The following is a 26,647-nucleotide window of genomic DNA, read 5'->3' on the forward strand; positions in this document are numbered from 1 at the left end:
ATCGATATAAATGTTGCAGGCGACCGACGTGCGTTGTCAACGACTTCTGTATCGACTAGTATTTATCTCACTTTGCCACCGGAGACCTGACATGGCGCAAATGGGCCGCCCCCGCACCTTCGACCGTGAACACGCCGTCGAACAAGCCTTGCACCTGTTCTGGCAACACGGCTACGACGCCACATCCCTGGCCCAGCTCAAGGCCGGCCTGGGCGGCGGAATCTCCGCGCCGAGTTTCTATGCGGCGTTCGGTTCCAAGGAGGCATTGTTCGACGAGTGCGTGCAGCGCTATCTGACGACCTACGCCCAAGTCACCGAATGCCTGTGGGACGAAAGCCTGCCACCGCGCCAGGCCGTCGAGACCGCGCTGCGTCAGTCCGTACGCATGCAGTGCGAAGACGGACACCCCAAGGGCTGCATGGTCGCGCTGGGTGTGATGAGTGCGCCAAGCCCGGAAAATGCACGGGTGGCAGATGCGCTGACCCAGTCGCGCCTACGCACGCGAGCGGGGATCGTGGCGTGTGTGGAACGCGCGGTGCGTAGCGGCCAGTTGCCGCAACACACTCAGCCTGCGGTGATGGCGAGTGTGTTTGACAGCTTTTTGCAGGGGGTTTCAATCCTCGCGCGGGACAACGTGCCCCACGCCACCCTCGACGCCGCGATCAGCCAACTCCTGATGACTTGGGACATCGCCGCGTCCATCGCCTCCCCTGTGGTTAATCGGGGTTCGCAGCCAAGCTGAGCGCGTGGATCTTGTCGACAATCTGCCGCGAAGCCTTACGGATCGCCGTCGTCGTGTTACCTGCGATATGCGGTGTCAGTTGGGCATTGCCGATGCCTGCGAGTGGCGGGCAACGACATATTCGGCGACCGCTGTCGCGTTGGGGCCTGGCGTATTCAGTAGGGCCACGCCGCACCGCTCAGCCTCTTGTTGGTCGATATGGTTAACGTCTGCACCCGCTTGAGCGATGGCCCGCAGCGGCGTTGGCAGCGCCGGTGATGCAGGGCACGAATCAATTCGCCCTCAATCGGAATATCCAGGCGCGTCTTGATCCCGCTATACCCCCCCGGCCTGAGTTACAGCGTCAAGGAAAGCTTGCCTGTCGTGGCCATTAATCTCGGTGTAGCGGATGCGCTCGCCATAGTGCTTGCGGATACTGCGCTTATCCGTGAAGTAGTAGAGATTGAGCGCGCGCCATATCAAGGATGAATGGGTACTGGCCTTCTCCACCGCCAGCTCGGCGGCGGTGATGCCGCAACTGATGAAGAAACTCGAAACCTACGGCGTGCCGCCTTCGCTGGTGAGCTTTGTGGTGCCGGTGGGTTACTCGTTCAACCTTGACGGCGCGTCACTGTTCCTCGGCATCGGCACCTTGTTCGTCGCCCAGTTGTACGGCATCGACCTGAGCCTGGGCGATCAGGCCTTGTTGGTGGTGACCATGGTGCTCACCTCCAAGGGCGCTGCCGGAGTACCGGGGTTCATGTTCGTGATTCTCTCGGCCACCTTGGCCAGCGCAGGGTTGCCGCTGGAAGGCATTGCGTTCATTGCCGGGGTGTATCGGTTGATGGAAATGCCGACGACTGCGCTGAACGTGTTGGGCAATGCGTTGGCTCCGTTGGTGATTGCCAAATGGGAGGGGCGTGAGGTGCGGGCTGCACAGCCGGCTCCAACCTTTTAGCAGATAGAATAAAGGCGCTCCGAAGAGCGCCTCTATTCATTCCAGCCTTACTGCTCGCTGATGGTTTTCACATCCGCCTTGGCAGCACCGCCAATCGCAATGCGCTTCGGCTTCGCTTCCTCCGGTACCACCCTGAGCAGGTCTATGCTCAACAACCCGTTGGCGAGTTGTGCACCCTGCACTTCAATATGATCGACCAGGCGGAACGACAAGCGGAACGCGCGCTGGGCGATGCCTTGGTGCAGGTAGGTGATGCCTTTGTTGTGTTCACGCTTGCCACCGGCGACGGTCAACACGCCTTTTTCTACCTGGATCTCCAGGTCATCCTCCACAAGGCCAGCCGCCGCGACGACGATCCGGTAATGGTCATCACCGTGCTTTTCGACGTTGTGGGGTGGATAGGTGGTACCGGCCTCGCTGCGAAGCGCCGATTCAAAAAGGTCGTTGAAACGGTCAAAACCAACGGAATGACGGAACAGTGGGGCCAACGAAAGAGTAGCAGCCATTGCAAAATCTCCTGAGGTTTCTCCAAGTGATTTAAGACGCGACCCGTATTCGGCGTCGCGTAAAACCTAAGTAGGTTCAGGGTTTAAAATTTCAAGCGACGCGCGAAAAAAATTTCATGATCGCCAATGCCCTTCCTCACTCCACACCCTCGACCACGCCTTGATCCTCTCCCAGGAAACCGCCGCTCTGGTGATGCCAGAGCCGCGCATAGGTGCCATTTTTTTCGAGCAATTGGGCATGCGTGCCCTGCTCGATGATGCGCCCGTTGTCCATGACGATGAGCCTGTCCATGGCCGCAATTGTCGACAACCGATGGGCAATCGCAATCACGGTTTTGCCTTCCATCATTTCATCGAGGCTTTCCTGGATGGCGACTTCGACTTCTGAATCCAGTGCACTCGTGGCCTCGTCCAGCAGCAGGATCGGCGCGTTTTTGAGCATGACCCGGGCAATAGCGATGCGTTGACGCTGGCCGCCGGAGAGTTTGATCCCCCGCTCGCCCACCAGCGTGTCGTAGCCAGAGTGCCCCTGTTTGTCGCTGAGTTGGCTGATGAACTCATCGGCCTGGGCACTGGCCGCGGCGCTGCGAATCTGCGCGTCGGTCGCGTCGGGGCGTCCATAGGCGATGTTGTCGCGAATCGAGCGGTGCAGCAGGGACGTATCCTGAGTGACCATGCCGATCACGCTGCGCAGGCTTTCCTGTGTGACATGAGCAATGTTTTGCCCATCGATGCGGATCGCCCCCTTGTCCACGTCATAGAAGCGCAACAGCAGGTTGATGAGCGTCGACTTGCCGGCGCCGGAGCGCCCTACCAGCCCGATCTTTTCCCCTGGGCGGATGGTCAGGTTCAAGCCGTCGAGCACCTGGCGTTCGCCGTTGTAATTGAAGTTCACATTGTCGAAGGTCACCTCACCGGCTGCGCTGATGAGCGTGGGTGCGTCGGGGAGATCCTGCACCTTGGGGCCGCGGGTCAGGGTCTGCATGCCATCCTGCACGGTACCGATGTTCTCGAACAACGCAGTCATTTGCCACATGATCCAGTGAGACATGCCATTGATGCGCAATGCCATGGCCGTAATGGCCGCCACGGCACCGGTGCCGACTTCACCCTGGTGCCACAACCACAGCGCATACCCGCCTGCCCCCATGATCAACCCGACCACCAGAGCCTGGTTGACGATCTCGAACTGGCTGACCAAGCGCATCTGACGAAAACCGGTCTGCTTGAAATCCTCCATCGCAGCGCGCGCAAAATGCGCTTCTCGCTTGGAGTGAGAGAACAGCTTCACTGTGGTGATGTTGGTGTAGGCGTCCGAAATCCGTCCGGTCATGGACGAGCGCGCATCGGCCTGTTCCTGCCCGACTTTGCCAAGGCGCGGCACAAAGTACGCCATGGCAAGGCCGAACAACGCCAGCCAGGCAATGAAAGGCAGCATCAACTTGGGGTCAAAGCCGGCGGCCAACGCAATGATCGCGATGAAGTACACGCCAATACCGGGAGCGATTTCGATCAGGGTGAACAGCACCTCGCGCACCGACAGCGCGGTCTGCATCACCTTGGTGGTGACTCGGCCGGAGAACTCATCGGAGAAGAAAGACAGGCTTTGGCGCAGCATCAACCGGTGAAAATCCCAGCGCAGCCGCAACGGCAGATTGATCGCCAAAACCTGGTGCTGCACCATCGTGCGCAAGGCCACCAAGCCGATGCTGGTCACCAATACGATACCGATGCCCCACACCACTCGACTCTCCTGCCCCGACACCTCGCCGCCGGTTTGCCAGGTCGAGAGCAGGTCCACAACCTGACCGAGAAACGAAAACAGCCAGGCCTCGTAAATCGACACACCGGCACTGAGCAGAGCAAGCGCGAGGATATAACCGCGTGCACCTCGCGTGCAGGCCCACAGGAACCGCGCCAGGCCTTCCGGCGGCGGCGGTACCTCGTCAGGCGGGAAAGGGTCGAGTCGTTGTTCAAAGGTGCGCAGCATGAAGCTCTCCAAAATGTTCCAGACAGAGATTCTGGCATTTAAGGGAGACTTTGCGGGGTTTGCATATGTTCCGCTGAAATAGCGCAATGGCAGGCTTGTGCCGTGAGCTGACGCGCATGCAATCAGGGCTGAACGTCGCCGGCCGGATCAACCGCTCAGGAACCGCGCCGAGTGCCCTGGCGCGATGCATCAAGCTGATGTTGTGCGTGGGGGCCTGCCTCCACTTCTTTTGAGGATGCTGAAGCGCCTACCTGTTCAAGGGCAAGGCATTGTGATATCACTGCTTTCAAAGCCGCGGCCTAAAGCGGCTGGTCTGGAGAGCTGGCGATGAGGGTATTTGGCCTGGCAGTACTTATCCCAACATGCGTCGTCAGCTATCTGATCTGTACGGGGGACTCGGCAATAGCGTTGGCGGCCAGCTTCTTGTTTTATCTCAGTACCGTGTTGCTCTACATGTATCCATCGGTCTGCGTCGCCCTCCTCCACCCTAATCCCCCCCGTGCCTTGCTCAAGGTCAATCTCTTCGCGGGTTGGACCGTATTCGGCTGGTTCAAGGCCTATCGTTGGGCGCTTGCCGAACTGCGCCAGCACGACGCAAATGCACTCAAGCGCAGGGATTGAAAGTGATGGCTTGTTGGTGCTTTTTGAAGGCGCACAGGTCAATCGTGCATCACTGCTTGCGTTAGTAACGTCAGCATGCACAGCGGGGAGAAAACATCCGAGCATTCAGCAGCTTGCCGACGAGATAACGTTTGAGGTTGATATGTCCGGGAACAGGAGCGCCGGCCAGCGCTCCATCTACTCGATCACTCTGCTGTGCTGGCGAGGAATACGCCTGCTCGGCGAACAAGCTTCCTCCACTCTCTCCCATTGATGAGGCCGGTGCTTTCCATATCGTCGGCCCTCCTCAGCAATTTGAAATATTTATCCTCAATATCTTCTTCGTTTACAGCCTGGGCATACATTTCAACCCAGTTTTGCACAGCGGAACGCCGCATTAGATGTTGCATTTGAGCACCTGATTATGTCCGCGGAGATAGAGCGGTGCCCTTGAAAAATCGTTCAGTTACGCCACTGGCGATCCGACCAACGGTGGCGCGGGGCCATTACTGATTCCTATACCGAAGAGATGGCGAAATTCCGCAATTTTTCACACAAGCGATTTCCTCAAAGCAAAGCGTTAGCTTCATCAAAACGGGCAGCGACCTTCAAGTAGGTTTCCGCCCTCCCCAGCGGAACAGGCTTTTGTAGTAAGCGGGCTTGCCCGGCTTACTACAGCAATGCCAGAAGCGGGATGTTTCTCTATGATGTGGCCCTTGCCCAACACCCCAGGAAACGCCCATGCCCGCCCTCACCTTCCGCAACCCCCTCCCCGCCGATGCCGCACGTTGCTTTGAAATCGAATCCACCGCCTACGAGGGTGACGAAGCCGCCACGCTGGAGAAGATCGCCACGCGCATTGCCCAGTACCCGCAAGGCTTTTTGATCCTCGAGGCCGATGGCGCCGTGGTGGGTTTCATCAACTCTGGCTGCGCTCATGAAGTGGTGATGTCGGATGAGGCGTTCAAGGAGTTGGTAGGCCATTCGGCGCAGGCGCCGAATGTGGTGATCATGTCGGTGGTGGTCGACCCGGCCCATCAGGGCAAGGGCTACGCCTCACTGTTGATGACTGAGTTTGTGCAACGCATGCGGGCGCTGGGCAAGCAGGAGATTCACCTGATGTGCAAGGAACGGCATGTGCCGCTGTACCAACGCATGGGCTATCAGTACGTGCAACCTTCGCCCTCGGATCACGGCGGAATGGCATGGCATGAAATGAAGATGGCTCTTTAATGGTGACTCGTGGAACTGATAGTGGGGAGCGCCCAACGAGGCACACGAAGCTTTGTAACCAGGCGTATGTCGAGTCCCGAGCCGCTCAAGTCGCGCGTTGTGCCAAAGCATAAAAACCTTGGCGACAGGGGTAAAGTCCGGCGCCCGACTTAGCGCCATACAGGTAAATTCGGACATAGCTGACAGCCCCGCTTGCCACTGTGTGAGCGTGCCCCAACGCGGTCTCAACCCGTTACATCAACGCAAAAGTGCCGCCATTGAATGGTCGCCCCCTGCGCTATAGCCTCCGATGCGACCTGCCCCACCACGCTGGAGTGGGTCCTTTTTTATAGCCATCAGAGAGGTGCGATCATGTCTTCCATCAGTAGCGGCAACCCCTACGCGGCGATGTACCAGGCCTTCGAAACAGGCGGATTCGACAAGGACACCCCCAGGCATAACCCGCTTGACCACACGGCCGGGGATGACGCCGAAACATTCGACCCCACTACGCAAAGCTGGCAACCTACCCAGGCCACCGGACGAGGCCAATTCGTCCCGCTGGGCACGCCCTACCGGGAGGCGATCGACTTCGAGATCAAGTCCGACGGCAACGGCGGATGGCAACGCGCATAACACCACCGAGAAGCGCCCATGACGACTCCCCTCATTGAAATCAGCGATCAACCCAACCCCGATGCCGAGAGCATCCTCGGCCACGGGCTGGCCGCGTTCAATGAGGACGTTACCGGTTTGAACGACCGCCTGCCGCTGACGGTGCTGCTCAAGTGCCCCGACACTCGGCAAACCCTCGGCGGCATCACGGGCAAAACCAGCCTGGGCATGGCCTTTCTCGACCTGTTCCACCTGCCCGAAGCGCTACGCGGTTCGGGCCTCGGCAGCCGGCTGTTACAGGTCTTTGAAGGCGAGGCCCGACGCCGGGGTTGTGCCCATGCGGTGCTGTACACCCTCAGTTTCCAGGCGCCGGAGTTTTATGAGAAACACGGCTGGCTGCGGTTTGGTGAGATCCCGTGTGAGCCTTTGGGCAGCAGCCGGGTATTTCTGTCCAAAGCGCTTTGATGTTTTCTTTGATCTTACAACTGGCAGATGAGGGTTCTTGAGTCGATAGACCAAGGCTTCCGTTCGACGCCAGGCTGCAAACACGCCACGACCATTTTGGTAATGCTCCAACCGCTTATTTTTGATCCAAGGAAGGAACCCTCCCGTGCCCCATGCAGCTCCCCTGACCTTTCAACAGGCCCTGAAAAAAAACCTCAAGCGCGTGCTTACCTTCTGGGCGCCCCTCAGCGTGATATTCGCGGGGTTGGGTACTTTACTGGGGTTCTACACACTGTCGACCTACGCATCGGCTATAGGCCGCCCGGACCTGATGGCCGCCGCGATGGAAGCCAAGTCAGCGCTGGTGCCCTGGCTCGCCACAGTGATCGGCATGCTGGGCGTCTACCTGTTGATTCTGTTGGCGACCACTGTGCTGTTCGGGCTCACGGTGTCGTTGTTCAATGATTTTGCTTCCGAGCAACACAAGCTGGTGGGTGTTCTTTTTGTGCCGGTACTGGTCGGGATCATTGCGTTGTTATGGCAGATCTTTGAAGGACCGCAACTCAGTGACTGGGGGAAGCTGTTCTGGACTGTGGGTTGGCTTGTCGTCTCCTTGCTGGCGTTGCTGCTGGTGCCTGTCTTCAGGGTGGCTGTCGACACCTGTGCGACCATGGCCAGCCCAGGCAAGCCGCGCAGCTGGCCGCTGCGGGTGTGGTTCACGCTGATGGTGGCGTTGCTGCTGGCCGCCACAGTGCTGTCCGCGGTATTCCCTGCCAGCCTGATCCTCAAAGCCTATATCGGTGAAGAAACCCCCGATGCGATAAACCGCCTGATGTATACGTCGATGTTCGCCGCCACTGTCACGCTGTTGCCCGTGGTGGTGTTCTACGTCAGCAAGGCCGACTTGTTCAAACGCTTGATTCTGAGCGTGCTGGCGGTGATCGTGACCGGGGGATTGGTCATCGGTATTTCACCGGGAAGCCCTGCGGCCATCGTGTATTCGGCAGCGTTCGCAATGAACGTCAGAGACCCCGTTGCGGCACACTTCATGCTGACGAAAACCTATGCGAAAGAAGATTTCGACACACAGGTCTGGGGCGACGTCGAGACCGTGCGTGGTCAACCGGTGATCTCGGCGTTCCCCCTGTTTTCCTTTGGCGATGTCTTGTTGCTGTGCCCTGCCGGCCTGATCAACAAAGGGCGCAAGGACTGGCCTGTAGAGTCGGCCTATTGCGTGCTCACCCAAAGCAGCAATGCCCTACGCATGCCGAAAAAATCCATCCCTGCCGCCGGCCGCGAAACTCAAGAGCCTGGCACCTCGAAATGAGCCTGGGTGTGGCCTTCCAAGGCCCGTTCGGCCTGTTCAGCTTCGGCAGCCAGTTGCGCCGGCCCTTTGAGGACGAAATCCGACGCCAGGCTTGCGCCCCTGCGATGCTCTAAACCCCGACTGCGATAGGCTGTAATCCCGCGTGAACCCGCCGACAGCAGCCGGATGTTTCTATCTAAGCCGTTGTGGCGCTCAGGCGTTTACCAAACAACCGATTGCCATGGGTCTCCCCCTGGAAGGTATAGGTCGGCGCTCCCAGCACCGCATACCCACGCCGAGGATAAAAACCCAGCGCACGCTCATTACCCACCCACACAGTCGCCCACAGCATCGACGCGCCCCCTTGCGCTGCAAGTTGCTCTGCCGCTTGCAGCAACCGATGGCCGATGCCCAGGCCGGTGAAGCGTTCCTGGATATACAGGCGCTGCAGCTCGGCGACATCCGGCGCCTCGATCATCGGATGGCCCGCGTTGAGTTTGATCTGAGCGAAGCCGACCAGGTGCTGGTTGACCTCGGCGACCACCAGCGCAGTGCCGGGCTCGGCCATCAGTGCCGTGATTGCATCCGGGGCAAATGCCTGCAATGCCTCGTTGGCAATCGAGCCTCGAATGCCTTGGGTGGCGTAGGTGTCGAGGAACACCTGCATACCCAGCACACCGATACACAAGGCGTCCTCGGCGGTGGCGGGTCGAAGGGTGACGGCAGACATCGAGTTTCCTTACTCAGGGGGTGACGAGTGACGTTTTATCATGAGTGTTGCCACTGCGATTCGTCGCAGTAGGGTGTAGCGCGCCAGCGGCTTTACCAACTGCCCGACGCCCCGCCGCCGCCACTGGAACCGCCACCGCCAGACGAACTGCTGGAGCTGGAGCTGGAGCTGGAACTGCTGGAACTCGAACTGCTCGAACCGCTCGAACCGGAGCCCGAGCCGGCGGTGGTCTTGGTAAAGATGAACAAGGCCACAAACGACGCAATCGGAAACGCCACCAGCCATCCATCACGGCCCGCGTCGGCGATCAACCCGGCCGCCACATACACCGCCACCGCAGCGCACAGCCGTACGGCAAAACCCAGCCGGCTGGTTTTCCAGGCGTCTTTCATGACCACCCACAGCAACAGGTATGCTCCCAGTACCGCGAGTGCGCCCAGCGGCAATGCCAGCCAATGGATAAAGTCGACATCGGCATACCAATGGTCCACCACCAGCAGGCCAATGATGTAAGCCAGCAACCCGATCACACAATAAAACACCGGGCGCGCCATCCATAACGCCCCGAACGTGGCGCCGGCGATCAGCAAAGTCAGCGGCACGATGAACAGGTTCGCCCACCACTCCCGGCCACCGGTTAAAACGGTCACCAGCACCGTCAGTACCAACGTCGCGATCAACGCCCTGCGCCAGCGCAATTTGCCGGCGGCGATCAATACGCCGCCAACCCCGCCAAGCAGGAAAGCGAGCAATACCGCGACAGCTTGAGGGTTCAGACCAGGCCCTGCCACTTTGGCCAAATCGCCGCCGTCCACCAGCACGCTCAGGTCATTGACCGCCTGTCGCACGCCGCCCGCATAGTCACCCTGGCGAAACGCCGGGGTGATGTGTTCTTCAATGATGCGATGGGCCAGCAAGTCGGTGACGGTGCCTTCCAGGCCGTAACCCACCTCGATACGCACCTTGCGATCATCCTTGGCCACCACCAGCAGGATGCCGTCATTGACGTCCTTGCGCCCCAGCTTCCAGGCACGGAACAACTGGTTGGCGTAATCCTCGATGCTCGAGCCTCCAGTGGTAGGCACCATCAACACAGCCACTTGTGCGCCTTTGCGCTGTTCGAGAGCCGCCAGTTGTTGTTTCAGACCAGCGGTGGTGCCTGCGTCGAGGGTGTTGGTGAGGTCAATCACGCGCTGGTCGAGCGCCACGCCGATGGGCGATGTGTCGGCCTGGGCCAGGCTGAGCAGGCCCACGAGCATCAGTGCCATCAGGCTCACAACGGATTGCCGCAAAATCACCACCATACTTTGTTACCTGAAGTTTCTTCCTGAAGGCGCCGACTTTACCTTATCGGCGCTATAAGGCGTGACCCACGGCACGCTACTCACTAAACTCTCGCGCATATAGCACTAAGCCATAATCGAGACCGCACCCATGGACCTAAGCCACCGCAACAACATCAGCGTGATGGGCAACGGTTCCGCGACCCTGGTGTTCTCCCATGGTTTCGGCTGTAACCAGGCAATGTGGAATTACCTGGCCCCGTATTTTCTCGAGCAGTTCAGCGTGGTGCTGTACGACCTCGTAGGCGCCGGTCTGTCGGACCTGGATGCCTTCGACAAAAATAAATACAGCGCGCTGGACGGCTACGCCCGCGACCTCAACGAAATTATCGAGGCTTACGCCCAGGGCTCGGTGATTCTGGTGGGCCACTCGGTCAGCGCAATGATTGGCACCCTCGCCGACCGCCTGGCGCCCGGACGCATTGCCGCTCATGTGATGATCGGCCCCTCGCCATGCTATATCAACACCGATGGCTACGTGGGCGGCTTCAAGCGCAGCGATATCGATGACCTGCTCGACACCCTCGACAGCAACTACCTCGGCTGGTCCAGCGCCATGGCACCGGTGATCATGGGGGCGCCCGACAAACCGGCCCTCAGCACGGAACTGACCGAAAGTTTCTGCCGCACCGAACCGGACATCGCCAAGCAGTTCGCCCGTGTCACCTTCCTGTCGGACAATCGCCAGGACGTGCTCGGCCTGAACGTGCCGGTGCTGATCCTGCAATCGAGCGATGACCTGATCGCACCCGTCGCCGTAGGCGAGTACCTGCACAGCGTGCTGCCCACCAGCACCTATCACCTGGTGGACAACGTCGGCCACTGCCCGCACATGAGTGCACCGCAGGCCTGTGCAGCAGCAATGGAAGCATTCCTGGCGCCTTGGGCGACTGCTGATGCTGTCTGACCTGTTCGACAACGCCGCTTGCGCCTTGGCTGTCACCGCTGAAGACGGAACGATCCTGCACGCCAACGCGCGCTTCGGCGACTGGCTCGGGATGAGCAACGCCGAGTTGTGTGGCCGACGCTTCCAGGATTTGCTGACCATGGGCGGGCGGATTTTCCACCAGACGCACCTGGCGCCCATGCTGCGCATGCACGGCAGCGTCAACGAAGTGAAGCTCGACATCCTGCATCGCGACGGGCACAAAGTGACTGTGCTGCTCAACGGTATCAAGCGCGAACTGGCTGACGGTGCGGTATATGACCTGGCGCTGTTCGGCACCACCGACCGCGACAAGTATGAGCGCGAGTTGCTCAATGCACGCCACATGGCCGAAGCGCTGCTGCAGGAAAAAATCGCCGCTGAAGTTGCCTTGCAGGAAGCCCAGGCTGAGCTGCACGAGGCCTATGCTATCGCCCAGCGGCGTGCATTGTTTGCCGAACAGATGGTGGCGATTGTCAGCCACGACCTGAAAAATCCCCTGACCGCCATCCGCATGGCCTCCGACTTTCTCGGCCGTGGCGAACGCACACCCAGGGAGCAACAACTGCTGGACCATATCAACCAGTCTTCCGAGCGTGCCCAACGCATGATCGCCGACCTGTTGGACTTCACCCAGGCCCGGGTCGGCCAGGGCATCACCATCAAGACGGCGCCGCTGGATTTGCATGGCGTGATTCATCACGCCGTGGATGAATTACGCGTGGCGTTCCCCGCGGCCACACTCGAACACAGAGCCGAGGGCCATGGCGATGCCTGCCTGGACGCCGACCGCGTGCAGCAGATCATCGGCAACCTGGTGGCCAATAGCGTGGCGTATGGCGACCTGCAGCAGCCGATCACCATCACCTCGCGCCTGGGTGATGGCGGCTCTGAAGTGGCGGTGCACAACTATGGCGCGGTGATTCCCGAAACGTTGCTGGCCGGGCTGTTCGAACCCATGACCCGTGGCACCGATGAAGGCAGCGACGTACGCAGCGTGGGCCTGGGCCTGTATATCGTGCGCGAGCTGGCCAAGGTACATGGTGGGGATGTGGCGGTGAATTCCAGTGCGGCCGAGGGCACGACCTTTACCGTGAAGTTTCAAAGCACGTAGACACTGCCCTGCATGATCGGCTCGACGCTGCCGGTCAATATCACCCCGCCCTGCCCGTCCCACTGCACCGTGACGGTGCCGCCGTCGCACTGCACCTCAACCACGGCATCCAGCAAGCCGCGTCGAATACCGTTGACCACCGCCCCGCAGCAGCATGAACCGGACCCCAGCGGCACGCCGCCACCGCGCTCCCAGATGCGCAGGCGGATGTGGTGACGGTCCAGTACCTGCACGAAATGGACATTGGTCCTGGCGGGAAACCACGGGTGAACCTCCAGCGCCGGGCCAACCGCCGCCACGTCGATGGCCGCGATGTCGTCGACAAAATACGTGCAGTGCGGGTTGCCCATGCTGCACGCGGCCGGCTCGCCGTCGATGGCCAATGAGCCGGTGTCCATCGCTGCGGCAAGCGGCACGGCGGCCCAGCCCAGTGACGGCTCGCCCATATCCACCGACACCTGCCGCCCCGGCGCACGTGTGCATGTGAGCAGGCCACGGTCAGTGCGTAACACAATCGACTGCGTACCGGTTTCATGCATCAGGCGGTCGGCCACCCCACGGGTCGCGCTGCCGCAAGTCGCCAGCGGCGTGCCGTCGGCGTTCCAGAATTTGATGCGGGCGGCGGCATCGTCGCAGTCGAGCACCACGGCGAGCTGGTTGAAGCCGATGCCGGTGTGGCGGTTGCCCAGGCGATGGGCGATCCGGGCGGTGATCGGGTCGTCCTGGCCACGCCGGTCGACGATGATGAAATCATCGCCATAGGCGTGCATCTTCACAAACGGCAAGGGCATGAACGGTCCTGTCGGCGAGCGGCGGTGAGCACCAGCATACTGAGTCGAGGGGAGTTTCATCAAACCCGATCCGGTCCCATGCTAGCGTGATCGCGTTGCAGCCCAGCCGAGCGTTTCATGAAAAAACACCTGATCGCCTTAACCGCGGCCCTGGCCGTGTTATCCCAAGGGGCCATGGCGGCCAATCTGTGCCAGCCGCTCGCCGCCAGTCCGAATGCCAAGGCGTTGCTGGCTGCCGCGCAACGGCACTTGGCCGACACCCCCAGCCCGTTGCCCCATGTGCACACCGAAGGCACCTTGCCGAACCAAGGCATCCGCGAGCAGAGCATCGTCGCCGAAAAGGATTGGCCGATCATGCGCCAGGCTGCATTGGCCTGGCGCATGAGTGGCGACCCGCGCTACCTCAAGCAAGTCGATGATTACCTGGCCGCCTGGGCCGACGTCTATCAGCCGGATTTCAACCCGATCGACGAAACCAACCTCGACATGCTGATCGGCGCCTACGCGCTCACCGCCGACCACCTGCGCCTGGAAACCCGCGACGCCAGCCGTCGCCTGATCCAACGCCTGGGCAACGGCTACATCGCGCATATCCAGCAATTCCACGGCGCGAAGAAAGGCACCCAGACCAATAACTGGCAGAGCCATCGCGTCAAGCTGGTCACCGTGGCCGCCGCTGCACTGAATGATCAGCCGATGCTGGAACAGGCTCTGCAACTGTTTAAACAGCAGATCGCCGACAACGTCCTGCCCGACGGTTCGGTGACCGACTTCCAGGACCGCGACGCCCTGCATTATGTGGTCTATGACCTCGAACCCCTGGTGCAGGCCGCACTGGCGGCCAAGCCCTACGGCATTGGCGGTGACTGGTTGAGAATCGGCGCCAACGGCAGTTCCCTGGGGGCTGCGCTGGACTGGCTGGTGCCCTATGCCAACGGCGAGCGCAGCCACCAGGAGTTCGTGCACACCCATGTGCAATTCGACAAGGACCGCGCCAACGCAGGTGAAGCCGGGTACAGCGGCACCTGGCAGCCCAAGAGCAGCGCCACACTGTTCTGGTTGGCGGCGCAGTTGGACAGCCGTTACCTGCCAGTGGCCAAACAGTTGGCAGAGCACCCGGCGGACTGGATTGGCGCCTGCTATTTGAAGTAGACGCCGCTAGACTGGCTGCGCTTACCCCTGCGAAGGATCGACCATGCTTATTGTATTCAGTGGCCTGCCCGGCACCGGGAAGACCAGCATTGCGCAGAAACTGGCACACCGGACAGGTGCGGTTTACTTGCGTATCGATGTGATCGAACAGGCGCTGCGCGAGGCGGCCGTATTGGCCGGCGATGTGGGTGCCGGCGGTTACCACGTGGCGAATGCGCTCGCACTGAGCAATTTGCGCCTGGGGCTTGGGGTGGTCGCCGACTGCGTAAACCCCGTCGAAGAAAGCCGCCAGGCTTGGCGGGAGGTGGCGGTGGCTGCCAACGTCGAGCTGATCAATATTCAGGTGATCTGCTCGGACCGCCAGGAACACCAACGTCGCGTGGAAACCCGGACAGGCGATATCCCAGGGCTGACGCCACCGACCTGGCAATCGGTAGCGGCCCACGAATACGCGGCCTGGGCTGAACCGACGTTGACCCTCGACACTGCGAACGTCACGCCGGCCCAGTCAGTCGCGCTGATCCTCGAACGTCTCAGTCTGGGAAATTAGCGCGTAGCGCCTCGAGCCCACCGCGGTAGACCCCGGCAAACAGCTCTTCTGCCTGCGCGTCCGTGGTACCAGCCACCGGGGTGAACACGCCGGACCAGGTCACCTTCGCCGACGTGTCGGTCAAGGCTTCAACCTGCAAGGTCGCCAGGTAGGCCGACACCGGGAACGGCGACTGCTCGATGGTGTAGCTGTAGGTACGCGCCACGTTATCAAATGTCTGCAAGCGCTCGACGATCACAGCGCCATCGGCGGCTTGCAGATGACGCACGCGACCACCGTCGCGCGCTTCGCTCTTGACGATGAATGGCAGCCAGTCGGGCAGTGAATCGAAGCCACCTATCAATTGCCAGACCTGGTCGGCCGATACCGGGATTTCAATTACAGAAGACGCTGTTGGCACGGGTAATACTCCATTCCAGAAAAAATTCAGATCGCCATGCTGTCGACGACACCACCATCGACCCGCAACGCCGCACCGGTAGTGGCGGACGACAGTGGTGAAGCAATGTACGCCACCAGGTTCGCCACTTCATCCACATTGGCTGCGCGCTGGATAATCGAAGTCGGCCGGGCGTTTCGCACAAACACATCCGCTTCATCCCGGGCACTGCGCCCGGATTTGGCCGTGGCGTCCTTGAGCATATTCTCCAGGCCATCGGTGAAGGTCGGTCCCGGCAGGATCGCGTTGACCGTCACACCGGTGCCCGCCAGGCGTTTGGCCAAGCCATGGGATACCGCCAGGTTGGCGCTTTTGGTCACGCCATAGTTGATCATGTCGGCCGGGGTCGCCACGCCGGACTCCGAAGACACGAAGATTACCCGGCCCCAGCCCTGCGCCACCATGTCCGGCACATAGTGCCGCGCCAGGCGTACACCGGAGATCACGTTGACCTCGTAGAAGCGCGTCCACTCGCTGTCCGGCGCGTCGAAGAAGTCGACGTCGTTGAAGATGCCCAGGTTGTTGACCAGGATGTCGGCACGCGGCTCGGCGGCGAACAGTTTCGCTGCGCCTTCCTCGGTGCCGAGGTCCGCCACCACCCCACGCAGGTCCGCTCCCGGCACATCCTCGCGAATGCTCGCCAGCGCCCCGTCGACCTTGCCTGCGTCACGCCCGATCACCACCACGGTGGCGCCGGATTGCGCCAGGGCCCGGCCGATGCCCAGGCCGATCCCGGCGGTGCTGCCGCTGACGATGGCGACTTTGCCACTCACATCAATGTTCATCATCGAAATCCTCACGTTTGCTCAAACAGGCTCAGGGTCGTTTTGACCATTGAGAAGATCCTAGACGGCGCCCATCGGACCGTCCAAGACATACTTCGACAAACTTGAGTCCCACAAGGTCTAATTATTTACCAGGCCCCGCAAACGCAACCACAGCATGCCCAACGCCAGCAAGGGCGAACGTAACAGCTTGCCGCCCGGGAAGGTCATGTGCGGCACGCGACTGAAAAGGTCCAGGCCCCTGCTCTGCCCGGCGTGAATACCTTCGGCCAACAAGCGTGCGCACCAATGCGTCACGTTGAGCCCATGCCCGGAATAGCCCTGGGCATAGAACACGTTGGGGTACTGCTTGAGCCGCCCGACCTGGGGAAAGCGATTGGCGGTGATGCCGATCTTGCCGCCCCACTGGAACTCAATGGCGGTATTGGCCAACTGCGGGAACACCTTGAGCATCTTCGGTTGCATATAGGCGGCGATGTCGGCCGGGTCGCGTCCCGAATAATGACACGCGCCCCCGAACAACAGGCGACGGTCAGCTGACAAGCGGTAGTAATCCAAACCGATTTTCTGGTCGCACAGGGCCAGATTCTGCGGGATCAGTTGCCTGGCCACTGCCTCGCTCAACGGTTCGGTGGCGATAATGTAGCTGCCCGCCGGCAGTACCTTGCCGCTCAGGCGTGGTTCCAGTTCGTCCAGATGTGCATTGCACGCCAGCACCAGGTGGGAAGCGCGCACGGTGCCGCCCGCGCAACGCACGCGTACCGTGTCGCCGTGGATCAGCTCCAGCACCGGGCTGTGCTCGAAAATCCGCACACCCAGGGCCTCGGCCACCCGGGCTTCGCCCATTACCAGATTGAGCGGATGCAAGTGCCCGGAGCCCATGTCCACCAAGCCCCCGGCATAAGCCGTGGAGCCCACCACCTGCGCCATATCCTGCGGGCCTACCAGACAGGTTTCAGGGGCGTACCCCAGCTTCGCCAGGTTGTCCTGCTCACGCGTGAAGGCGGCGAATTGCGCCGCCGTATTGGCCAACTCGCAAAAGCCCCAGCGCAAGTCGCAATCGATGCCGTGCTCGCGGATGCGCTCACCCACCAGCGCCACCGAATCGATACCGGCCCGTTCCAGGTAACCCACCCCCTCCTCACCGATGTACTTGGCGAACCCCGATACATCGTGGCCGATACCGCGAATCAACTGCCCGCCATTACGCCCGCTGGCGCCCCAACCGATGCGCCGGGCCTCCAGCAGGATCACCGAAAGCCCGCGCTGGGCCAGTTCGATGGCGGTGTTGACGCCGGTGAACCCACCGCCGATCACACAGACATCGGCGTGGAGGTCGGCGGCCAACGCAGGACGCTCAGGCATGGCATTGGCCGTCGCCCGGTAATAGGAGCGGGCGTGTTCACTGGACGGCATCATTTATTGGTCTTCACTTTGCTCCAGGCGCGGGTCATCAGGCGCATGGTCGCCGGGCTTGGCGTGGTGGAAATATAGAGTTTGTCGAGCACTGCCTGGGGTGGGTACACCTCAGGGTTGTTCACCAGCTCCGGAGCCATGAACGGTTTGGCCGCTGGGTTGGCGTTGGCATACCCGACCGAGGCGCTGACCTTGGCGATCACCTCGGGGTCCAGCAGGTAGTTGATGAAGGCGTGAGCTTCTTTCACGTTGCCGGCATCGGCGGGAATGGCCAGCAGGTCGAACCACAGGTTGGAGCCTTCCTTGGGAATCGAATAGGCGATATTCACTCCGTTCCTGGCTTCCTTGGCGCGGTTGGCGGCCTGGAACACGTCGCCGGAATAGCCGAACGCCACGCAGATATCACTGTTGGCCAGGTCCGAAATGTACTTGGACGAATGGAAATAGGTGATATACGGCCGCAGCGTCAGCAGCTTGGCTTCGGCCTCCTGATAATCCTTGGGGTTCTCGCTGCGAGGGTCCTTGCCCATGTAGTTGAGAATCGCCGGGAACAACTCATCCGCCGAGTCGAGGAAAGCCACACCGCACTGGTTGAGCTTCTTGATGTTTTCCGGCTCGAAGAGCACCGCCCACGAGTCGATATGGTCGATGCCCAGCACTTGCTTGACCTTGTCGACGTTATAGCCGATGCCGTTGGTGCCCCACAGGTACGGCACCGAGTGCGCATTGCCCGGGTCGTTTTTCTCCAACAGCGCGAGCAGCTTGGGATCCAGGTTCTTGAAGTTGGGCAACTGCGCGCGGTCGAGCTTGAGGAACGCCCCGGCTTTCACCTGCCGCGCCAGAAAGTGGTTGGACGGCACCACCACGTCATAGCCGGTGCGCCCGGCCAGCAGTTTGCCCTCCAGGGTTTCGTTGGAGTCGAACACGTCGTAGATCACTTTTATCCCGGTCTTGGCCTGGAAATCGGCCAAGGTGGTCTCGCCGATATAGTCGGTCCAGTTGTATACGCTGACCGTCGGCGCGGCCTGGCTTGTGCTGCTGAAAGCGGCCACCAGGGCCAACGGGAGAAGCTTTTTCACAAGACGCATATCGACACCCCTTTTTGGTTTTTTTAGACGCTCAACAGCAGGAATTCACGTTCCCAGGAACTGATCACGCGCTTGAAATTCTCATGTTCGGCGCGCTTGACCGCGACGTAGCCCCGCACGAATTTATCGCCCAGGTACTGCTTGACCGTGTCGCAATCCTCCATCCGCGCCAAGGCATCTTCGAGGGTGAACGGCAGGCGCAGGTTGCGTCGCTCATACGCACGGCCTTCGACCGGTGCGCTCGGCTCAATCTGTTCAACCATGCCCAGGTAGCCACACAGCAAGCTGGCGGCGATCGCCAGGTAGGGGTTGGCATCGGCGCCGGGCAGGCGGTTTTCCACGCGCATGGCGTCGGGGCTGGAGGTGGGCACGCGCAACCCGACGGTACGGTTTTCCTCGCCCCACTCGACGTTGACCGGCGCCGAGGTGTCCGGCAAAAAGCGCCGGAACGAGTTCACGTTGGGCGCGAACATCGGCAGCAGCTTGGGGATGTACTTCTGCAGGCCGCCGATATGGTGCAAGAACAGCGCGCTCATCTTGCCGTCGGCGTCGACAAACACCGGCTTGCCGGTGGCGATGTCGACCACGCTCTGGTGCAGGTGCATGGCGCTGCCCGGCTCGTCGGCCACCGGCTTGGCCATGAAGGTGGCTGCTACGTTGTGCTTGAGCGCAGCTTCGCGCAGGGTGCGCTTGAACACGGTGATCTGGTCGGCCAGGTCAAGCGCGTCACCGTGGCGGAAGTTGATTTCCATCTGCGCCGGGCCGTCTTCGTGGATCAGCGTGTCGAGGTCCAGGCCCTGGGCTTCGCACCAGTTGTAGACGTCCTCGAACAGCGGGTCGAATTCGTTGGCGGCGTCAATGGAAAACGACTGGCGGCCGGTTTCGGCGCGGCCGGAGCGGCCCACGGGGGTTTTCAGCGGCAGGTCCGGGTCCTCGCAACGCTGGGTCAGGTAGAACTCCATTTCCGGCGCGACGATGGGTTGCCAGCCTCGGTCGGTGTAGAGCTGCAGCACCTTTTTCAGCACGTTGCGTGGCGACAGTTCAATGGGGTTGCCCTGCTTGTCGAAAGTGTCGTGGATCACTATCGCGGTGGGTTCAATGGCCCATGGCACGACATAAAAAGCGCTGTACGCCGGGTTGGACACCGGGCGGCACACCATGTCGATATCGGCCGGGTCGAGCAGGTCGTAGTAGATATCGTCGTCGACAAAGTCCCCGGTCACCGTTTGCAGCAGCACACTTTCCGGCAGGCGCATGCCTCGCTCATGCAGGAACTTGTTGGTGGGCGCAATCTTGCCGCGTGCGATGCCAGTCAAATCACTGATCACGCATTCGACTTCGGTAATCTTGTGTTCTTTCAGCCAGGCGGACAGCTGATCGAAAGGGGCGTTCATAAGGACCTCGTCATGGGTTGGCTGCACACGCCGGCTTGTACTCCCGGCGCATTGAGGTCTATCTTGGGCCAGCCTTCAAAGGGCATCTATCCACTTTGCACGAACCACAACGCACCAATAGAGTGCGCCAAGGTTACTCATGACACAGGCGACAGCTTTGCGCGTACAGGCCTTCACCACCGGTGATGTGGCCGCTCAATGCAATGCGACACCCGGCTGGGTGCAGCAGTACCAACAGATGTCCCCGGGGCATTTTGCCGGGCAGGTGCGCTACCTCGACCTGCAAGGTGTGCAGGTCTACGAAGAGTGCATGAACACCCGCGTGGAGCAGCACTTCAATGCCCCGCCGGGCTCGTTGGCGTTCTGTTTCGACGGCAGCGAAAACGTGCTGTACATGCTCAACGGCGAAAGCCGCAACACCTGGATTACCCCGGAAAACTACCGTGAGGTGGCCGTGGTATTCGGCCCGCAGTTCGTGCAGCGCCAAGGGCTGGACGTGGCGAAGTTGGACGGTTTGTTCATGGCGCCGCTGACCTGCCAGCAGAATGCGCTGTTCACCCGTTGGCTCAGTGGCACGCTGACGCGCCTGTCCGCCGTCAGCGACCCCATCAGTCGCGACGCCCTCACCCAACAACTGCTCGACGACTGCCTGTTCATTCTCGACAACGCCTGCGTGTGCCTGGACCGCAGTTCATTGCATCGCCGCAGCGAAGAACGCCAGTTAATGGCCCGCATCGGCGAATGGGCGGCGGACGCACCGGACGAAACCGTCAACCTGCTGGAACTCGCCTGTATTGCAGGGGTGCCGCTGCGTCAATTGCAACAAGGCTTCAAGACCTACACCGGGATGAGCCCGGCACAATGGTTGCGCTTGCGCCGGCTGAACGGGGCGCGGCGGGAGTTGTTGAATTCGCGGGGAACGACCGTGGCCGAAGTGGCAATGAATTGGTCGTTCTGGCATTTGGGGCGGTTTTCCAACAGCTACCGGGCGTTGTTCAAGGAATTGCCGAGCGAAACCCTCAAGCGCCACTGTTGAGTGCTGGAAGAAAACTGTAGGAGCGAGCTTGCTCGCTCCTACAGGGGATGCCCTTCAAAGCTGTGAATTGAGGAAAGCGGCCATCAATTGGTTGACCCGCTCCGCTGCCTCCAACTGCACCATATGCCCCTGCTCCGGCAGGATCTCTACCTGGGCCTGCAGCCCCTCGGCGTGGTTGACCGGGATGATTGCATCGTCACTGCCCCAGATCACCAGGCTCGGTTGCCGCCCCACCACCTTGCGCAGATCCAGCGTCTGCCGGCCACCGTCGAACAGCTTGGCATTGAGCTGGCGCAACGCTTGATCCACCCCTTCCAAGCGCTTGAACCTGAGCATGTCCTCAAGCATTTGTCGCGTCACCAATGCGGGGTCGCTGAACAGTTGGGTCAACTGCGGCTTGAGCGCGTTGCGGTGGCTGGCCTCGGCAAACCCTTGCAGGTAATCGCCATTGATATCCGCCCCCAGGCCGGCGCTGGCGATCAGGGTCAGTGAAGCAACGCGCTCGGGCGCCTGGTCGGCCACTGTCAAGGCGACCAACCCACCCATGGAGTGGCCGGCGAGGTGCACGCGGTCGAGCCCGAGGTGATCGAGCAGCGCCAACACCGCATCGCTCAACTCCTGCGCATCAGCGCTTTGCAGTTGCTTGCCCGACTCGCCATGCCCCGGCAGGTCGAGCGCAATCACACGGCGTTCGGCGGCCAATGCCGGTTGGTTGAACAGCCAGTTATTCAGGTCACCCCCGAACCCGTGGACCAGCACCAACGGTGGGCCTCCCTCGCCCATGTCGAGGTAGCGCAGCAAACGCCCGCCTATTTCAACCTTCTGCGCGCTGGGGCCGGACGCTTGGGCCTCAGCCACGCTGGAGACAAACCCGGCGTTAAAGCTTTCGATCACCGCATCAATCTGCGCGTCGGTCGCCTCACCCTCCACCACGATCCCCAGCAACGCGCCCACCGGCAACGTCTCGTCGCTCAGCGCCAGCACCCGGCGCAGTACGCCATTGAACGGTGCCTCGACGCTGCTGGAAATTTTGTCGGTCTCCACATCCAGCACGGCCTCGCCCTTCTCCACCGGATCGCCGGGTTGCTTGAGCCAGATGTCGATACGGCCCTCGGTCATCGACAGCCCCCACTTGGGCATGGTCAAGGTATGGATCATGCGGCAGCCCTCTTGTCGGCGATCTTCAGCACGGCGGCCTCGATCTTCGCGGCGTTGGGGATGTACAGGTCTTCCAACGCATCGGAAAACGGCACCGGCGTGTGCGGCGCGGTGACCATCTCGATGGGTGCACGCAAGTATGAAAACGCCTGCTGTGCTACCAACGCACTGATATCCGTGGCGATGGAGCAACGCGGGTTGGACTCGTCGATCACCACCAGGCGCTCGGTTTTCTCGACGCTTTCCAGGATGCTGTCTGCGTCCAGCGGGCTGGTGGTGCGCAGGTCCAGCACTTCGCAATCAATGCCTTGGCGCGCCAGGTTGGCGGCGGCTTCCAGAGCGATATGCACCATGCGCCCGTAAGTGACCAAGGTGACGTCCTTGCCTTCGCGCACAAAGTTGGCTTCGCCGAAAGGCACGGTGTACAGCTCTTCCGGCACTTCGCCTTGCAGGCTGTAGAGCATTTTGTGTTCGAGGAAGATCACCGGGTCGTTGTCGCGGATAGCCTGGATCAACATGCCCTTGGCGTCATAGGGCGTGGCCGGGCACACCACCTTCAGCCCGGGGATGTGCGTCCACATTGAGGTGAGCATCTGCGAATGCTGGGCAGCGGCGCGCAGGCCGGCGCCGTACATGGCACGCATCACCAGCGGCGTGGTGGTCTTGCCGCCGAACATGTAGCGGAACTTGGCGGCCTGGTTGAGCAACTGGTCGAGACAACAGCCGATAAAGTCAACGAACATCAACTCGCACACCGGGCGCATACCGCGAGTGGCGGCGCCCACCGCCATGCCCACGTAGCCGACTTCGGACAATGGCGCGTCCAGCACGCGGTCGGGGAATTGCGGATAAAGGCCTTTGGTGACCCCCAGCACGCCGCCCCAGGCATCCTGCTCTCCAGGCGAGCCGGTGCCGCCGGATACGTCCTGGCCGATGATGAATACGCTCTGGTCGCGGCGCATTTCCTGGGCCAGGGCTTCGTTGATCGCCTGCTGATAGCTGATTTTGCGAGCCATAAAGTTCTCTCCACGTCATTGTTGTTATGAGTACGCCACATACACATCGCTGAGCAGGTCGGCGGCCTGGGGCTTGGGGTCGGACTTGGCCAGGCGCACGGCGTCATCAATCAGTTGGGCCACCTCGCCGTCGATGCGCTCGAACTGCGCCGCCTCCAACCAGCCTTCGGCGTTGCAGCGCTGACGGAACAGCGCCAGGCAATCGTGGGATTCGCGCAGGTTTTTCACTTCATCGGGACCGCGATAGGTTTGCGCATCGCCTTCGAAGTGGCCGTAGAAGCGATTCAATTTGACTTCCACCAGGGTCGGCCCCTGGCCGCTGCGGGCACGCGCTACCGCGACGCCGAGCGCTGCGTGCACCGCGAAGAAATCATTGCCATCGACGATCACCCCCGGCATGCCAAACCCCACGGCACGCTCGGCGATGTCCTTGCAGGCCACCGACCAGCCGGAACCGGTGGCCTCGGCATAGCCGTTGTTTTCGGCAACGAACAGGCACGGCAGTTGCATGATCGCAGCCAGGTTCATCGCCTCGAATACCGCACCCTCGTTGGAGCCACCGTCGCCAAAGAACGCCACGGCCACGCCCTGGCTACCCTTGAGTTTGGCGGCCAGCGCCGCACCCGCCGCTAACGGCGCACCGGCCCCGACGATGCCATTGGCGCCGAGCATGCCCTTCTCCTGGTCGGCAATGTGCATGGAGCCGCCCTTGCCGCCACACACGCCGGTTTTCTTGCCGTAGATCTCGGCCATCATGCCGAACACATCCACGCCCTTGGCGATGCAATGCCCGTGACCACGGTGGTTGGAAGCGATGCAGTCATCATCGTTGAGGTGGGCCATGACCCCGGCGGCGCACGCTTCCTGCCCGGCGTACAGGTGCACAAAGCCTGGGATCTCGCCAGTGGCGAACTCCACGTGCAGGCGTTCTTCGAAATCACGGATGGTGCGCATCACGGTGTAGGCATGCAGCAATTGATCGGTGGACAGGTGAGTGGACATCTTGTTGTTCTCCAGGTTGTCTCGACACACATAAGGCTGGCTTCGACCAGCTACAGGCCCTTCAGCACAGCCTGTGCCAATGCCTGTAAAAACCTCGCAAAGCCTTGATCCAGAGCAGCGCCGCAAGCCTGTGCCCATGGCCTTGGCCACCGCACAATGAGACGCGGCGTTGCAACGCAATGGCAGCGTCTCGGGCCGGATGAGACGCTGCGTCTCACACCGGGTATTTGGTCAGGCCGCGCTTGTCGCTCCCGGCGCTTACGCGCTTAATGGCGGGCATAACAACAAAGATCGAGAACCGGAGGCCTTATGCTCGCCGCGAACTCAAGGGGGCTTACCCCCAAGGAGCATGTCGACTGCGTCAGCCGCGTGGTGCGCAATGCCGATCGCCTGCCCCAGGCGCCGGTACCGTCGGTGATCTTCGATTCCTGGCGCCGCTCCATGGAGCAATACCACCTGGACCCAGGTTCGCTGCAAGGGCCACGCATCCTCACCGAACCCTTGCTCAAGGAATGCCGCGAGCGTGCCGAACTGTTCATGCGCATCGCCAGCGAAGCCGTCGGCCAGTTGCACCACCGCGTGCGTCACGCCGACTACTGCGTGATGCTCACCGACGCTCAGGGCCAGACCATCGACCATCGCGTGGACACCACGATTCGCAGCGACTGCCGCAAGGCCGGCCTGTACCTGGGCACTTGCTGGTCGGAAGCCGAAGAAGGCACCTGCGGCGTAGCCACGGTACTGACCAGCCGATTGGCGGTGACGGTGCATAAACGCGATCACTTCCGCGCCGCGTTTATCGGCCTGACCTGCTCCGCCGCACCGATCTTCGATCCCCAGGGCAACCTGCTGGGGGTGATGGACGCCTCAGCCTTGAAGTCGCCGGACGACCGACGCAGCCAGCATCTGGTGCGGCAGATGGTGGCACAGAGCGCCCAGGCCATCGAAAACGCCTTCTTCATGCACAGCGCTCGCCAGCACTGGGTGCTGCAAGCCCACAGCACGCCGGGTTACGTGGACAGCCAGCCCGACCTGCTGCTGGCGTGGGACCAGGACGGTCGCCTGCAAGCCCTCAACAGCAAAGCACGCCTGGCCCTGCGCCGACGCTTCGGCCAGGTGCCGGCCCATATCGGCGAAGTGTTCGACCTGGATGCGTTGCGCGCGGTCACGGACCAACACGCCCAGCAGCTGCATTGGCTGGGGGAACCGGCAGCGCTGCACGTACGCGTCAATGCCCCCCGACGCCCACCGGTACGGGCAGCGGCGGTGCCGCAAGTGGACGCGCGCGTCGAAGAGCATTTGCGCCTGGCCGTGCGCGTCAAGGACCGCAACCTGCCGGTGCTGGTGCAAGGTGAAACCGGCGCGGGCAAGGAAGTCTTCGCCCGCCAGTTGCATGCACAAAGCGCTCGTCGCACCGGCCCTTTCGTGGCGGTGAACTGCGCAGCGATCCCGGAAAACCTGATCGAAAGCGAATTGTTCGGCTACGTGGCCGGTGCGTTTACCGGCGCCTCCAGCAAGGGCATGCCGGGGTTGTTGGTACAAGCCGATGGCGGCACGCTGTTCCTCGACGAAATCGGCGACATGCCGCTGGCGCTGCAAACACGCCTGTTGCGGGTGATGGCCGAAGGCGAAGTGGCGCCGTTGGGCGCGGCAAAGGCGCGCACCGTGGATATCCAAGTGATCTGCGCCAGCCACCGCGATCTGGCGGTATTGGTCAGTCAAGGTAGCTTTCGCGAAGACCTGTACTTTCGCCTCGGTTGTGCGCGCTTCTACCTGCCGCCATTGCGCGAACGTACCGACAAGCTGGCGTTGATCAACCGGGTGCTGGAGCAGGAAGCACGCAACAGCGGCGTTACGCTGGGTATCGGCGAGGCGGCACTCCAAGCGCTGCTCGGCTATGCGTGGCCGGGCAACGTGCGGCAATTGCGGCATGTACTGGCATATGCCTGTGCGGTGTGCGAAGGCGATACCCTTCAATTGGCGAATTTGCCGGTGGAGCTGCGCGGGAAACAGGTTGAGGCGCTGGCACAACAGAGTGCCAGCCCGGAACGGCAGGTGGTGCTGGATGCGCTGATTCGACATCGTTGGAAGCCGTTGCCGACGGCGCAGGCGCTGGGGATTTCGCGGGCGACGCTGTATCGCCGAGTCAACCAGCTGGGCATCGACATGCCCCGCAAGCAATGACGTACACGAACACCATGTGGAAAGCACATCGCAGGGTGGGAGAAAACTGTAGGAGCGAGCTTGCTCGCGAAAAACCTCAACGATAACGCGTGTTGCCTGAATCAACGCAGCGCCTGTGAGTGCTTCGCGAGCAAGCTCGCGCCTGCAAAAAGTCTTGCCTGACTGATATTTG

General features: G+C 61.3%; 27 protein-coding genes and 1 pseudogene. 13 read left to right on the plus strand and 15 right to left on the minus strand.

Annotated elements, in window-relative coordinates; translation table 11 throughout:
- Positions 1 to 91 precede the first annotated feature (91 nt).
- Positions 92 to 742 carry a TetR/AcrR family transcriptional regulator gene (locus EXW71_RS03405; protein WP_123716305.1) on the plus strand — a complete coding sequence of 217 codons (651 nt, stop codon included), beginning with the start codon at positions 92 to 94 and terminating at the stop codon, positions 740 to 742.
- A gap of 75 nt (positions 743 to 817) precedes the next feature.
- Here the strand turns inward: EXW71_RS03405 and EXW71_RS28965 are convergent, their stop codons facing one another.
- Positions 818 to 1,018 carry a hypothetical protein gene (locus tag EXW71_RS28965; RefSeq protein WP_305955825.1) on the minus strand — a complete coding sequence of 67 codons (201 nt, stop codon included), beginning with the start codon at positions 1,016 to 1,018 and terminating at the stop codon, positions 818 to 820.
- A 175-nt stretch (positions 1,019 to 1,193) separates the two neighbouring features.
- On the opposite strand from EXW71_RS28965, the pseudogene EXW71_RS03415 reads away from it, so the two are divergent.
- Positions 1,194 to 1,679, plus strand: a pseudogene (locus EXW71_RS03415) (cation:dicarboxylate symporter family transporter); the annotation flags it as partial.
- A 47-nt stretch (positions 1,680 to 1,726) separates the two neighbouring features.
- Here EXW71_RS03415 and EXW71_RS03420 read toward each other — a convergent pair.
- Together EXW71_RS03420 and EXW71_RS03425 are read right to left on the minus strand one after the other, a co-directional pair.
- Positions 1,727 to 2,185: an Hsp20 family protein gene (locus EXW71_RS03420; RefSeq protein WP_123716306.1), complete on the minus strand. Its 459-nt coding sequence runs from the start codon at positions 2,183 to 2,185 to the stop codon at positions 1,727 to 1,729.
- 136 nt (positions 2,186 to 2,321) lie between these two features.
- On the minus strand, positions 2,322 to 4,175 hold the full coding sequence (locus EXW71_RS03425) for an ABC transporter ATP-binding protein (protein WP_134657579.1): 1,854 nt from the start codon (positions 4,173 to 4,175) through the stop codon (positions 2,322 to 2,324).
- A gap of 423 nt (positions 4,176 to 4,598) precedes the next feature.
- Here EXW71_RS03425 and EXW71_RS03430 point away from each other — a divergent pair, with 423 nt between their 5' ends.
- A complete protein-coding gene (locus EXW71_RS03430) occupies positions 4,599 to 4,796 on the plus strand; it encodes a superinfection immunity protein (protein WP_167659628.1) in 198 nt (65 codons plus the stop codon).
- A gap of 185 nt (positions 4,797 to 4,981) precedes the next feature.
- On the opposite strand, the gene EXW71_RS03435 is transcribed toward EXW71_RS03430, so the two are convergent.
- On the minus strand, positions 4,982 to 5,185 hold the full coding sequence (locus tag EXW71_RS03435) for a hypothetical protein (RefSeq protein WP_134657581.1): 204 nt from the start codon (positions 5,183 to 5,185) through the stop codon (positions 4,982 to 4,984).
- 331 nt (positions 5,186 to 5,516) lie between these two features.
- Between EXW71_RS03435 and EXW71_RS03440 the strand changes: the two genes are divergently transcribed.
- The 4 genes from EXW71_RS03440 to EXW71_RS03455 all read left to right on the plus strand — a co-directional run bounded on the left by EXW71_RS03440 (position 5,517) and on the right by EXW71_RS03455 (position 8,373).
- The gene (locus tag EXW71_RS03440; RefSeq protein WP_123716308.1) at positions 5,517 to 6,008 is read left to right on the plus strand and encodes a GNAT family N-acetyltransferase; all 492 of its coding nucleotides are present in this window, start codon (positions 5,517 to 5,519) and stop codon (positions 6,006 to 6,008) included.
- A 351-nt stretch (positions 6,009 to 6,359) separates the two neighbouring features.
- Complete coding sequence (locus EXW71_RS03445) at positions 6,360 to 6,623, plus strand: hypothetical protein (protein WP_134657582.1); 264 nt, start codon at positions 6,360 to 6,362, stop codon at positions 6,621 to 6,623.
- 18 nt (positions 6,624 to 6,641) lie between these two features.
- A complete protein-coding gene (locus EXW71_RS03450) occupies positions 6,642 to 7,067 on the plus strand; it encodes an N-acetyltransferase (protein WP_134657583.1) in 426 nt (141 codons plus the stop codon).
- Between the two features lie 145 nt (positions 7,068 to 7,212).
- Positions 7,213 to 8,373 carry a hypothetical protein gene (locus tag EXW71_RS03455; protein ID WP_134657584.1) on the plus strand — a complete coding sequence of 387 codons (1,161 nt, stop codon included), beginning with the start codon at positions 7,213 to 7,215 and terminating at the stop codon, positions 8,371 to 8,373.
- Positions 8,374 to 8,548: 175 nt separating this feature from the next.
- Here the strand turns inward: EXW71_RS03455 and EXW71_RS03460 are convergent, their stop codons facing one another.
- Both EXW71_RS03460 and EXW71_RS03465 read right to left on the minus strand, forming a co-directional pair.
- A complete protein-coding gene (locus tag EXW71_RS03460) occupies positions 8,549 to 9,082 on the minus strand; it encodes a GNAT family N-acetyltransferase (RefSeq protein WP_134657585.1) in 534 nt (177 codons plus the stop codon).
- 92 nt (positions 9,083 to 9,174) lie between these two features.
- Entirely contained in the window at positions 9,175 to 10,386 is a 1,212-nt protein-coding gene (locus EXW71_RS03465) for a YgcG family protein (RefSeq protein ID WP_134657586.1), read from the minus strand.
- 130 nt (positions 10,387 to 10,516) lie between these two features.
- Between EXW71_RS03465 and EXW71_RS03470 the strand changes: the two genes are divergently transcribed.
- A complete protein-coding gene (locus tag EXW71_RS03470) occupies positions 10,517 to 11,332 on the plus strand; it encodes an alpha/beta fold hydrolase (RefSeq protein WP_134657587.1) in 816 nt (271 codons plus the stop codon).
- Positions 11,322 to 12,464, plus strand: coding sequence for a PAS domain-containing sensor histidine kinase (locus EXW71_RS03475; RefSeq protein WP_134657588.1), 1,143 nt, complete (start codon positions 11,322 to 11,324; stop codon positions 12,462 to 12,464). Before EXW71_RS03470 ends, EXW71_RS03475 begins: the two co-directional genes overlap by 11 nt.
- Here EXW71_RS03475 and dapF read toward each other — a convergent pair.
- Positions 12,452 to 13,255, minus strand: coding sequence for a diaminopimelate epimerase (dapF, locus tag EXW71_RS03480; protein ID WP_134657589.1), 804 nt, complete (start codon positions 13,253 to 13,255; stop codon positions 12,452 to 12,454). The genes EXW71_RS03475 and dapF overlap by 13 nt on opposite strands.
- A 117-nt stretch (positions 13,256 to 13,372) precedes the next feature.
- On the opposite strand from dapF, the gene EXW71_RS03485 reads away from it, so the two are divergent.
- On the plus strand, positions 13,373 to 14,407 hold the full coding sequence (locus EXW71_RS03485; RefSeq protein WP_134657590.1) for an alginate lyase family protein: 1,035 nt from the start codon (positions 13,373 to 13,375) through the stop codon (positions 14,405 to 14,407).
- A 43-nt stretch (positions 14,408 to 14,450) separates the two neighbouring features.
- Positions 14,451 to 14,957, plus strand: a complete 507-nt coding sequence (locus EXW71_RS03490) for an AAA family ATPase (protein WP_134657591.1) — start codon at positions 14,451 to 14,453, stop codon at positions 14,955 to 14,957.
- Here the strand turns inward: EXW71_RS03490 and EXW71_RS03495 are convergent.
- The 5 genes from EXW71_RS03495 to EXW71_RS03515 form a co-directional block, all read right to left on the minus strand.
- Entirely contained in the window at positions 14,941 to 15,357 is a 417-nt protein-coding gene (locus EXW71_RS03495) for an SRPBCC family protein (protein WP_134657592.1), read from the minus strand. The two genes, EXW71_RS03490 and EXW71_RS03495, sit on opposite strands and share 17 nt — an antisense overlap.
- Positions 15,358 to 15,383: 26 nt before the next feature.
- Positions 15,384 to 16,181, minus strand: coding sequence for an SDR family NAD(P)-dependent oxidoreductase (locus EXW71_RS03500; RefSeq protein ID WP_134657593.1), 798 nt, complete (start codon positions 16,179 to 16,181; stop codon positions 15,384 to 15,386).
- 120 nt (positions 16,182 to 16,301) lie between these two features.
- Positions 16,302 to 17,600, minus strand: a complete 1,299-nt coding sequence (locus EXW71_RS03505) for an FAD-binding oxidoreductase (RefSeq protein WP_134657594.1) — start codon at positions 17,598 to 17,600, stop codon at positions 16,302 to 16,304.
- On the minus strand, positions 17,597 to 18,685 hold the full coding sequence (locus EXW71_RS03510) for a polyamine ABC transporter substrate-binding protein (RefSeq protein WP_134657595.1): 1,089 nt from the start codon (positions 18,683 to 18,685) through the stop codon (positions 17,597 to 17,599). Before EXW71_RS03510 ends, EXW71_RS03505 begins: the two co-directional genes overlap by 4 nt.
- Positions 18,686 to 18,708: 23 nt before the next feature.
- Positions 18,709 to 20,079 (minus strand): glutamine synthetase family protein, encoded by a 1,371-nt coding sequence (locus EXW71_RS03515; RefSeq protein ID WP_134657596.1) that lies wholly within the window; start codon positions 20,077 to 20,079, stop codon positions 18,709 to 18,711.
- 139 nt (positions 20,080 to 20,218) lie between these two features.
- Between EXW71_RS03515 and EXW71_RS03520 the strand changes: the two genes are divergently transcribed.
- Complete coding sequence (locus EXW71_RS03520; protein ID WP_134657597.1) at positions 20,219 to 21,115, plus strand: helix-turn-helix domain-containing protein; 897 nt, start codon at positions 20,219 to 20,221, stop codon at positions 21,113 to 21,115.
- A gap of 54 nt (positions 21,116 to 21,169) precedes the next feature.
- On the opposite strand, the gene EXW71_RS03525 is transcribed toward EXW71_RS03520, so the two are convergent.
- Genes EXW71_RS03525 through EXW71_RS03535 form a run of 3 tightly spaced genes read right to left on the minus strand, consistent with a single transcriptional unit; the run spans position 21,170 to position 24,291 of the window.
- Complete coding sequence (locus EXW71_RS03525) at positions 21,170 to 22,273, minus strand: acetoin dehydrogenase dihydrolipoyllysine-residue acetyltransferase subunit (RefSeq protein WP_134657598.1); 1,104 nt, start codon at positions 22,271 to 22,273, stop codon at positions 21,170 to 21,172.
- Positions 22,270 to 23,289, minus strand: a complete 1,020-nt coding sequence (locus EXW71_RS03530; RefSeq protein WP_134657599.1) for an alpha-ketoacid dehydrogenase subunit beta — start codon at positions 23,287 to 23,289, stop codon at positions 22,270 to 22,272. Before EXW71_RS03530 ends, EXW71_RS03525 begins: the two co-directional genes overlap by 4 nt.
- 24 nt (positions 23,290 to 23,313) lie before the next feature.
- Positions 23,314 to 24,291, minus strand: coding sequence for a thiamine pyrophosphate-dependent dehydrogenase E1 component subunit alpha (locus EXW71_RS03535; RefSeq protein ID WP_134657600.1), 978 nt, complete (start codon positions 24,289 to 24,291; stop codon positions 23,314 to 23,316).
- 309 nt (positions 24,292 to 24,600) lie between these two features.
- Between EXW71_RS03535 and EXW71_RS03540 the strand changes: the two genes are divergently transcribed.
- Positions 24,601 to 26,475 carry a sigma-54-dependent Fis family transcriptional regulator gene (locus tag EXW71_RS03540; RefSeq protein ID WP_134657601.1) on the plus strand — a complete coding sequence of 625 codons (1,875 nt, stop codon included), beginning with the start codon at positions 24,601 to 24,603 and terminating at the stop codon, positions 26,473 to 26,475.
- The last annotated feature ends 172 nt before the right edge of the window (positions 26,476 to 26,647 follow it).

The organism is Pseudomonas sp. BCA17, assembly GCF_004519405.1.
GTDB lineage: Bacteria > Pseudomonadota > Gammaproteobacteria > Pseudomonadales > Pseudomonadaceae > Aquipseudomonas.

Excerpts from the sequence above, each read along its gene's own strand:
- EXW71_RS03405 (WP_123716305.1), top strand. The coding sequence starts at position 92 with ATGGCGCAAATGGGCCGCCCCCGCACCTTCGACCGTGAACACGCCGTC.
- EXW71_RS03420 (WP_123716306.1), bottom strand. The coding sequence starts at position 2,185 with ATGGCTGCTACTCTTTCGTTGGCCCCACTGTTCCGTCATTCCGTTGGT.
- EXW71_RS03425 (WP_134657579.1), bottom strand. The coding sequence starts at position 4,175 with ATGCTGCGCACCTTTGAACAACGACTCGACCCTTTCCCGCCTGACGAG.
- EXW71_RS03435 (WP_134657581.1), bottom strand. The coding sequence starts at position 5,185 with ATGCAACATCTAATGCGGCGTTCCGCTGTGCAAAACTGGGTTGAAATG.
- EXW71_RS03440 (WP_123716308.1), top strand. The coding sequence starts at position 5,517 with ATGCCCGCCCTCACCTTCCGCAACCCCCTCCCCGCCGATGCCGCACGT.
- EXW71_RS03445 (WP_134657582.1), top strand. The coding sequence starts at position 6,360 with ATGTCTTCCATCAGTAGCGGCAACCCCTACGCGGCGATGTACCAGGCC.
- EXW71_RS03450 (WP_134657583.1), top strand. The coding sequence starts at position 6,642 with ATGACGACTCCCCTCATTGAAATCAGCGATCAACCCAACCCCGATGCC.
- EXW71_RS03460 (WP_134657585.1), bottom strand. The coding sequence starts at position 9,082 with ATGTCTGCCGTCACCCTTCGACCCGCCACCGCCGAGGACGCCTTGTGT.
- EXW71_RS03465 (WP_134657586.1), bottom strand. The coding sequence starts at position 10,386 with ATGGTGGTGATTTTGCGGCAATCCGTTGTGAGCCTGATGGCACTGATG.
- EXW71_RS03470 (WP_134657587.1), top strand. The coding sequence starts at position 10,517 with ATGGACCTAAGCCACCGCAACAACATCAGCGTGATGGGCAACGGTTCC.
- EXW71_RS03475 (WP_134657588.1), top strand. The coding sequence starts at position 11,322 with ATGCTGTCTGACCTGTTCGACAACGCCGCTTGCGCCTTGGCTGTCACC.
- dapF (WP_134657589.1), bottom strand. The coding sequence starts at position 13,255 with ATGCCCTTGCCGTTTGTGAAGATGCACGCCTATGGCGATGATTTCATC.
- EXW71_RS03485 (WP_134657590.1), top strand. The coding sequence starts at position 13,373 with ATGAAAAAACACCTGATCGCCTTAACCGCGGCCCTGGCCGTGTTATCC.
- EXW71_RS03490 (WP_134657591.1), top strand. The coding sequence starts at position 14,451 with ATGCTTATTGTATTCAGTGGCCTGCCCGGCACCGGGAAGACCAGCATT.
- EXW71_RS03500 (WP_134657593.1), bottom strand. The coding sequence starts at position 16,181 with ATGAACATTGATGTGAGTGGCAAAGTCGCCATCGTCAGCGGCAGCACC.
- EXW71_RS03505 (WP_134657594.1), bottom strand. The coding sequence starts at position 17,600 with ATGATGCCGTCCAGTGAACACGCCCGCTCCTATTACCGGGCGACGGCC.
- EXW71_RS03510 (WP_134657595.1), bottom strand. The coding sequence starts at position 18,685 with ATGCGTCTTGTGAAAAAGCTTCTCCCGTTGGCCCTGGTGGCCGCTTTC.
- EXW71_RS03515 (WP_134657596.1), bottom strand. The coding sequence starts at position 20,079 with ATGAACGCCCCTTTCGATCAGCTGTCCGCCTGGCTGAAAGAACACAAG.
- EXW71_RS03520 (WP_134657597.1), top strand. The coding sequence starts at position 20,219 with ATGACACAGGCGACAGCTTTGCGCGTACAGGCCTTCACCACCGGTGAT.
- EXW71_RS03525 (WP_134657598.1), bottom strand. The coding sequence starts at position 22,273 with ATGATCCATACCTTGACCATGCCCAAGTGGGGGCTGTCGATGACCGAG.
- EXW71_RS03530 (WP_134657599.1), bottom strand. The coding sequence starts at position 23,289 with ATGGCTCGCAAAATCAGCTATCAGCAGGCGATCAACGAAGCCCTGGCC.
- EXW71_RS03535 (WP_134657600.1), bottom strand. The coding sequence starts at position 24,291 with ATGTCCACTCACCTGTCCACCGATCAATTGCTGCATGCCTACACCGTG.
- EXW71_RS03540 (WP_134657601.1), top strand. The coding sequence starts at position 24,601 with ATGCTCGCCGCGAACTCAAGGGGGCTTACCCCCAAGGAGCATGTCGAC.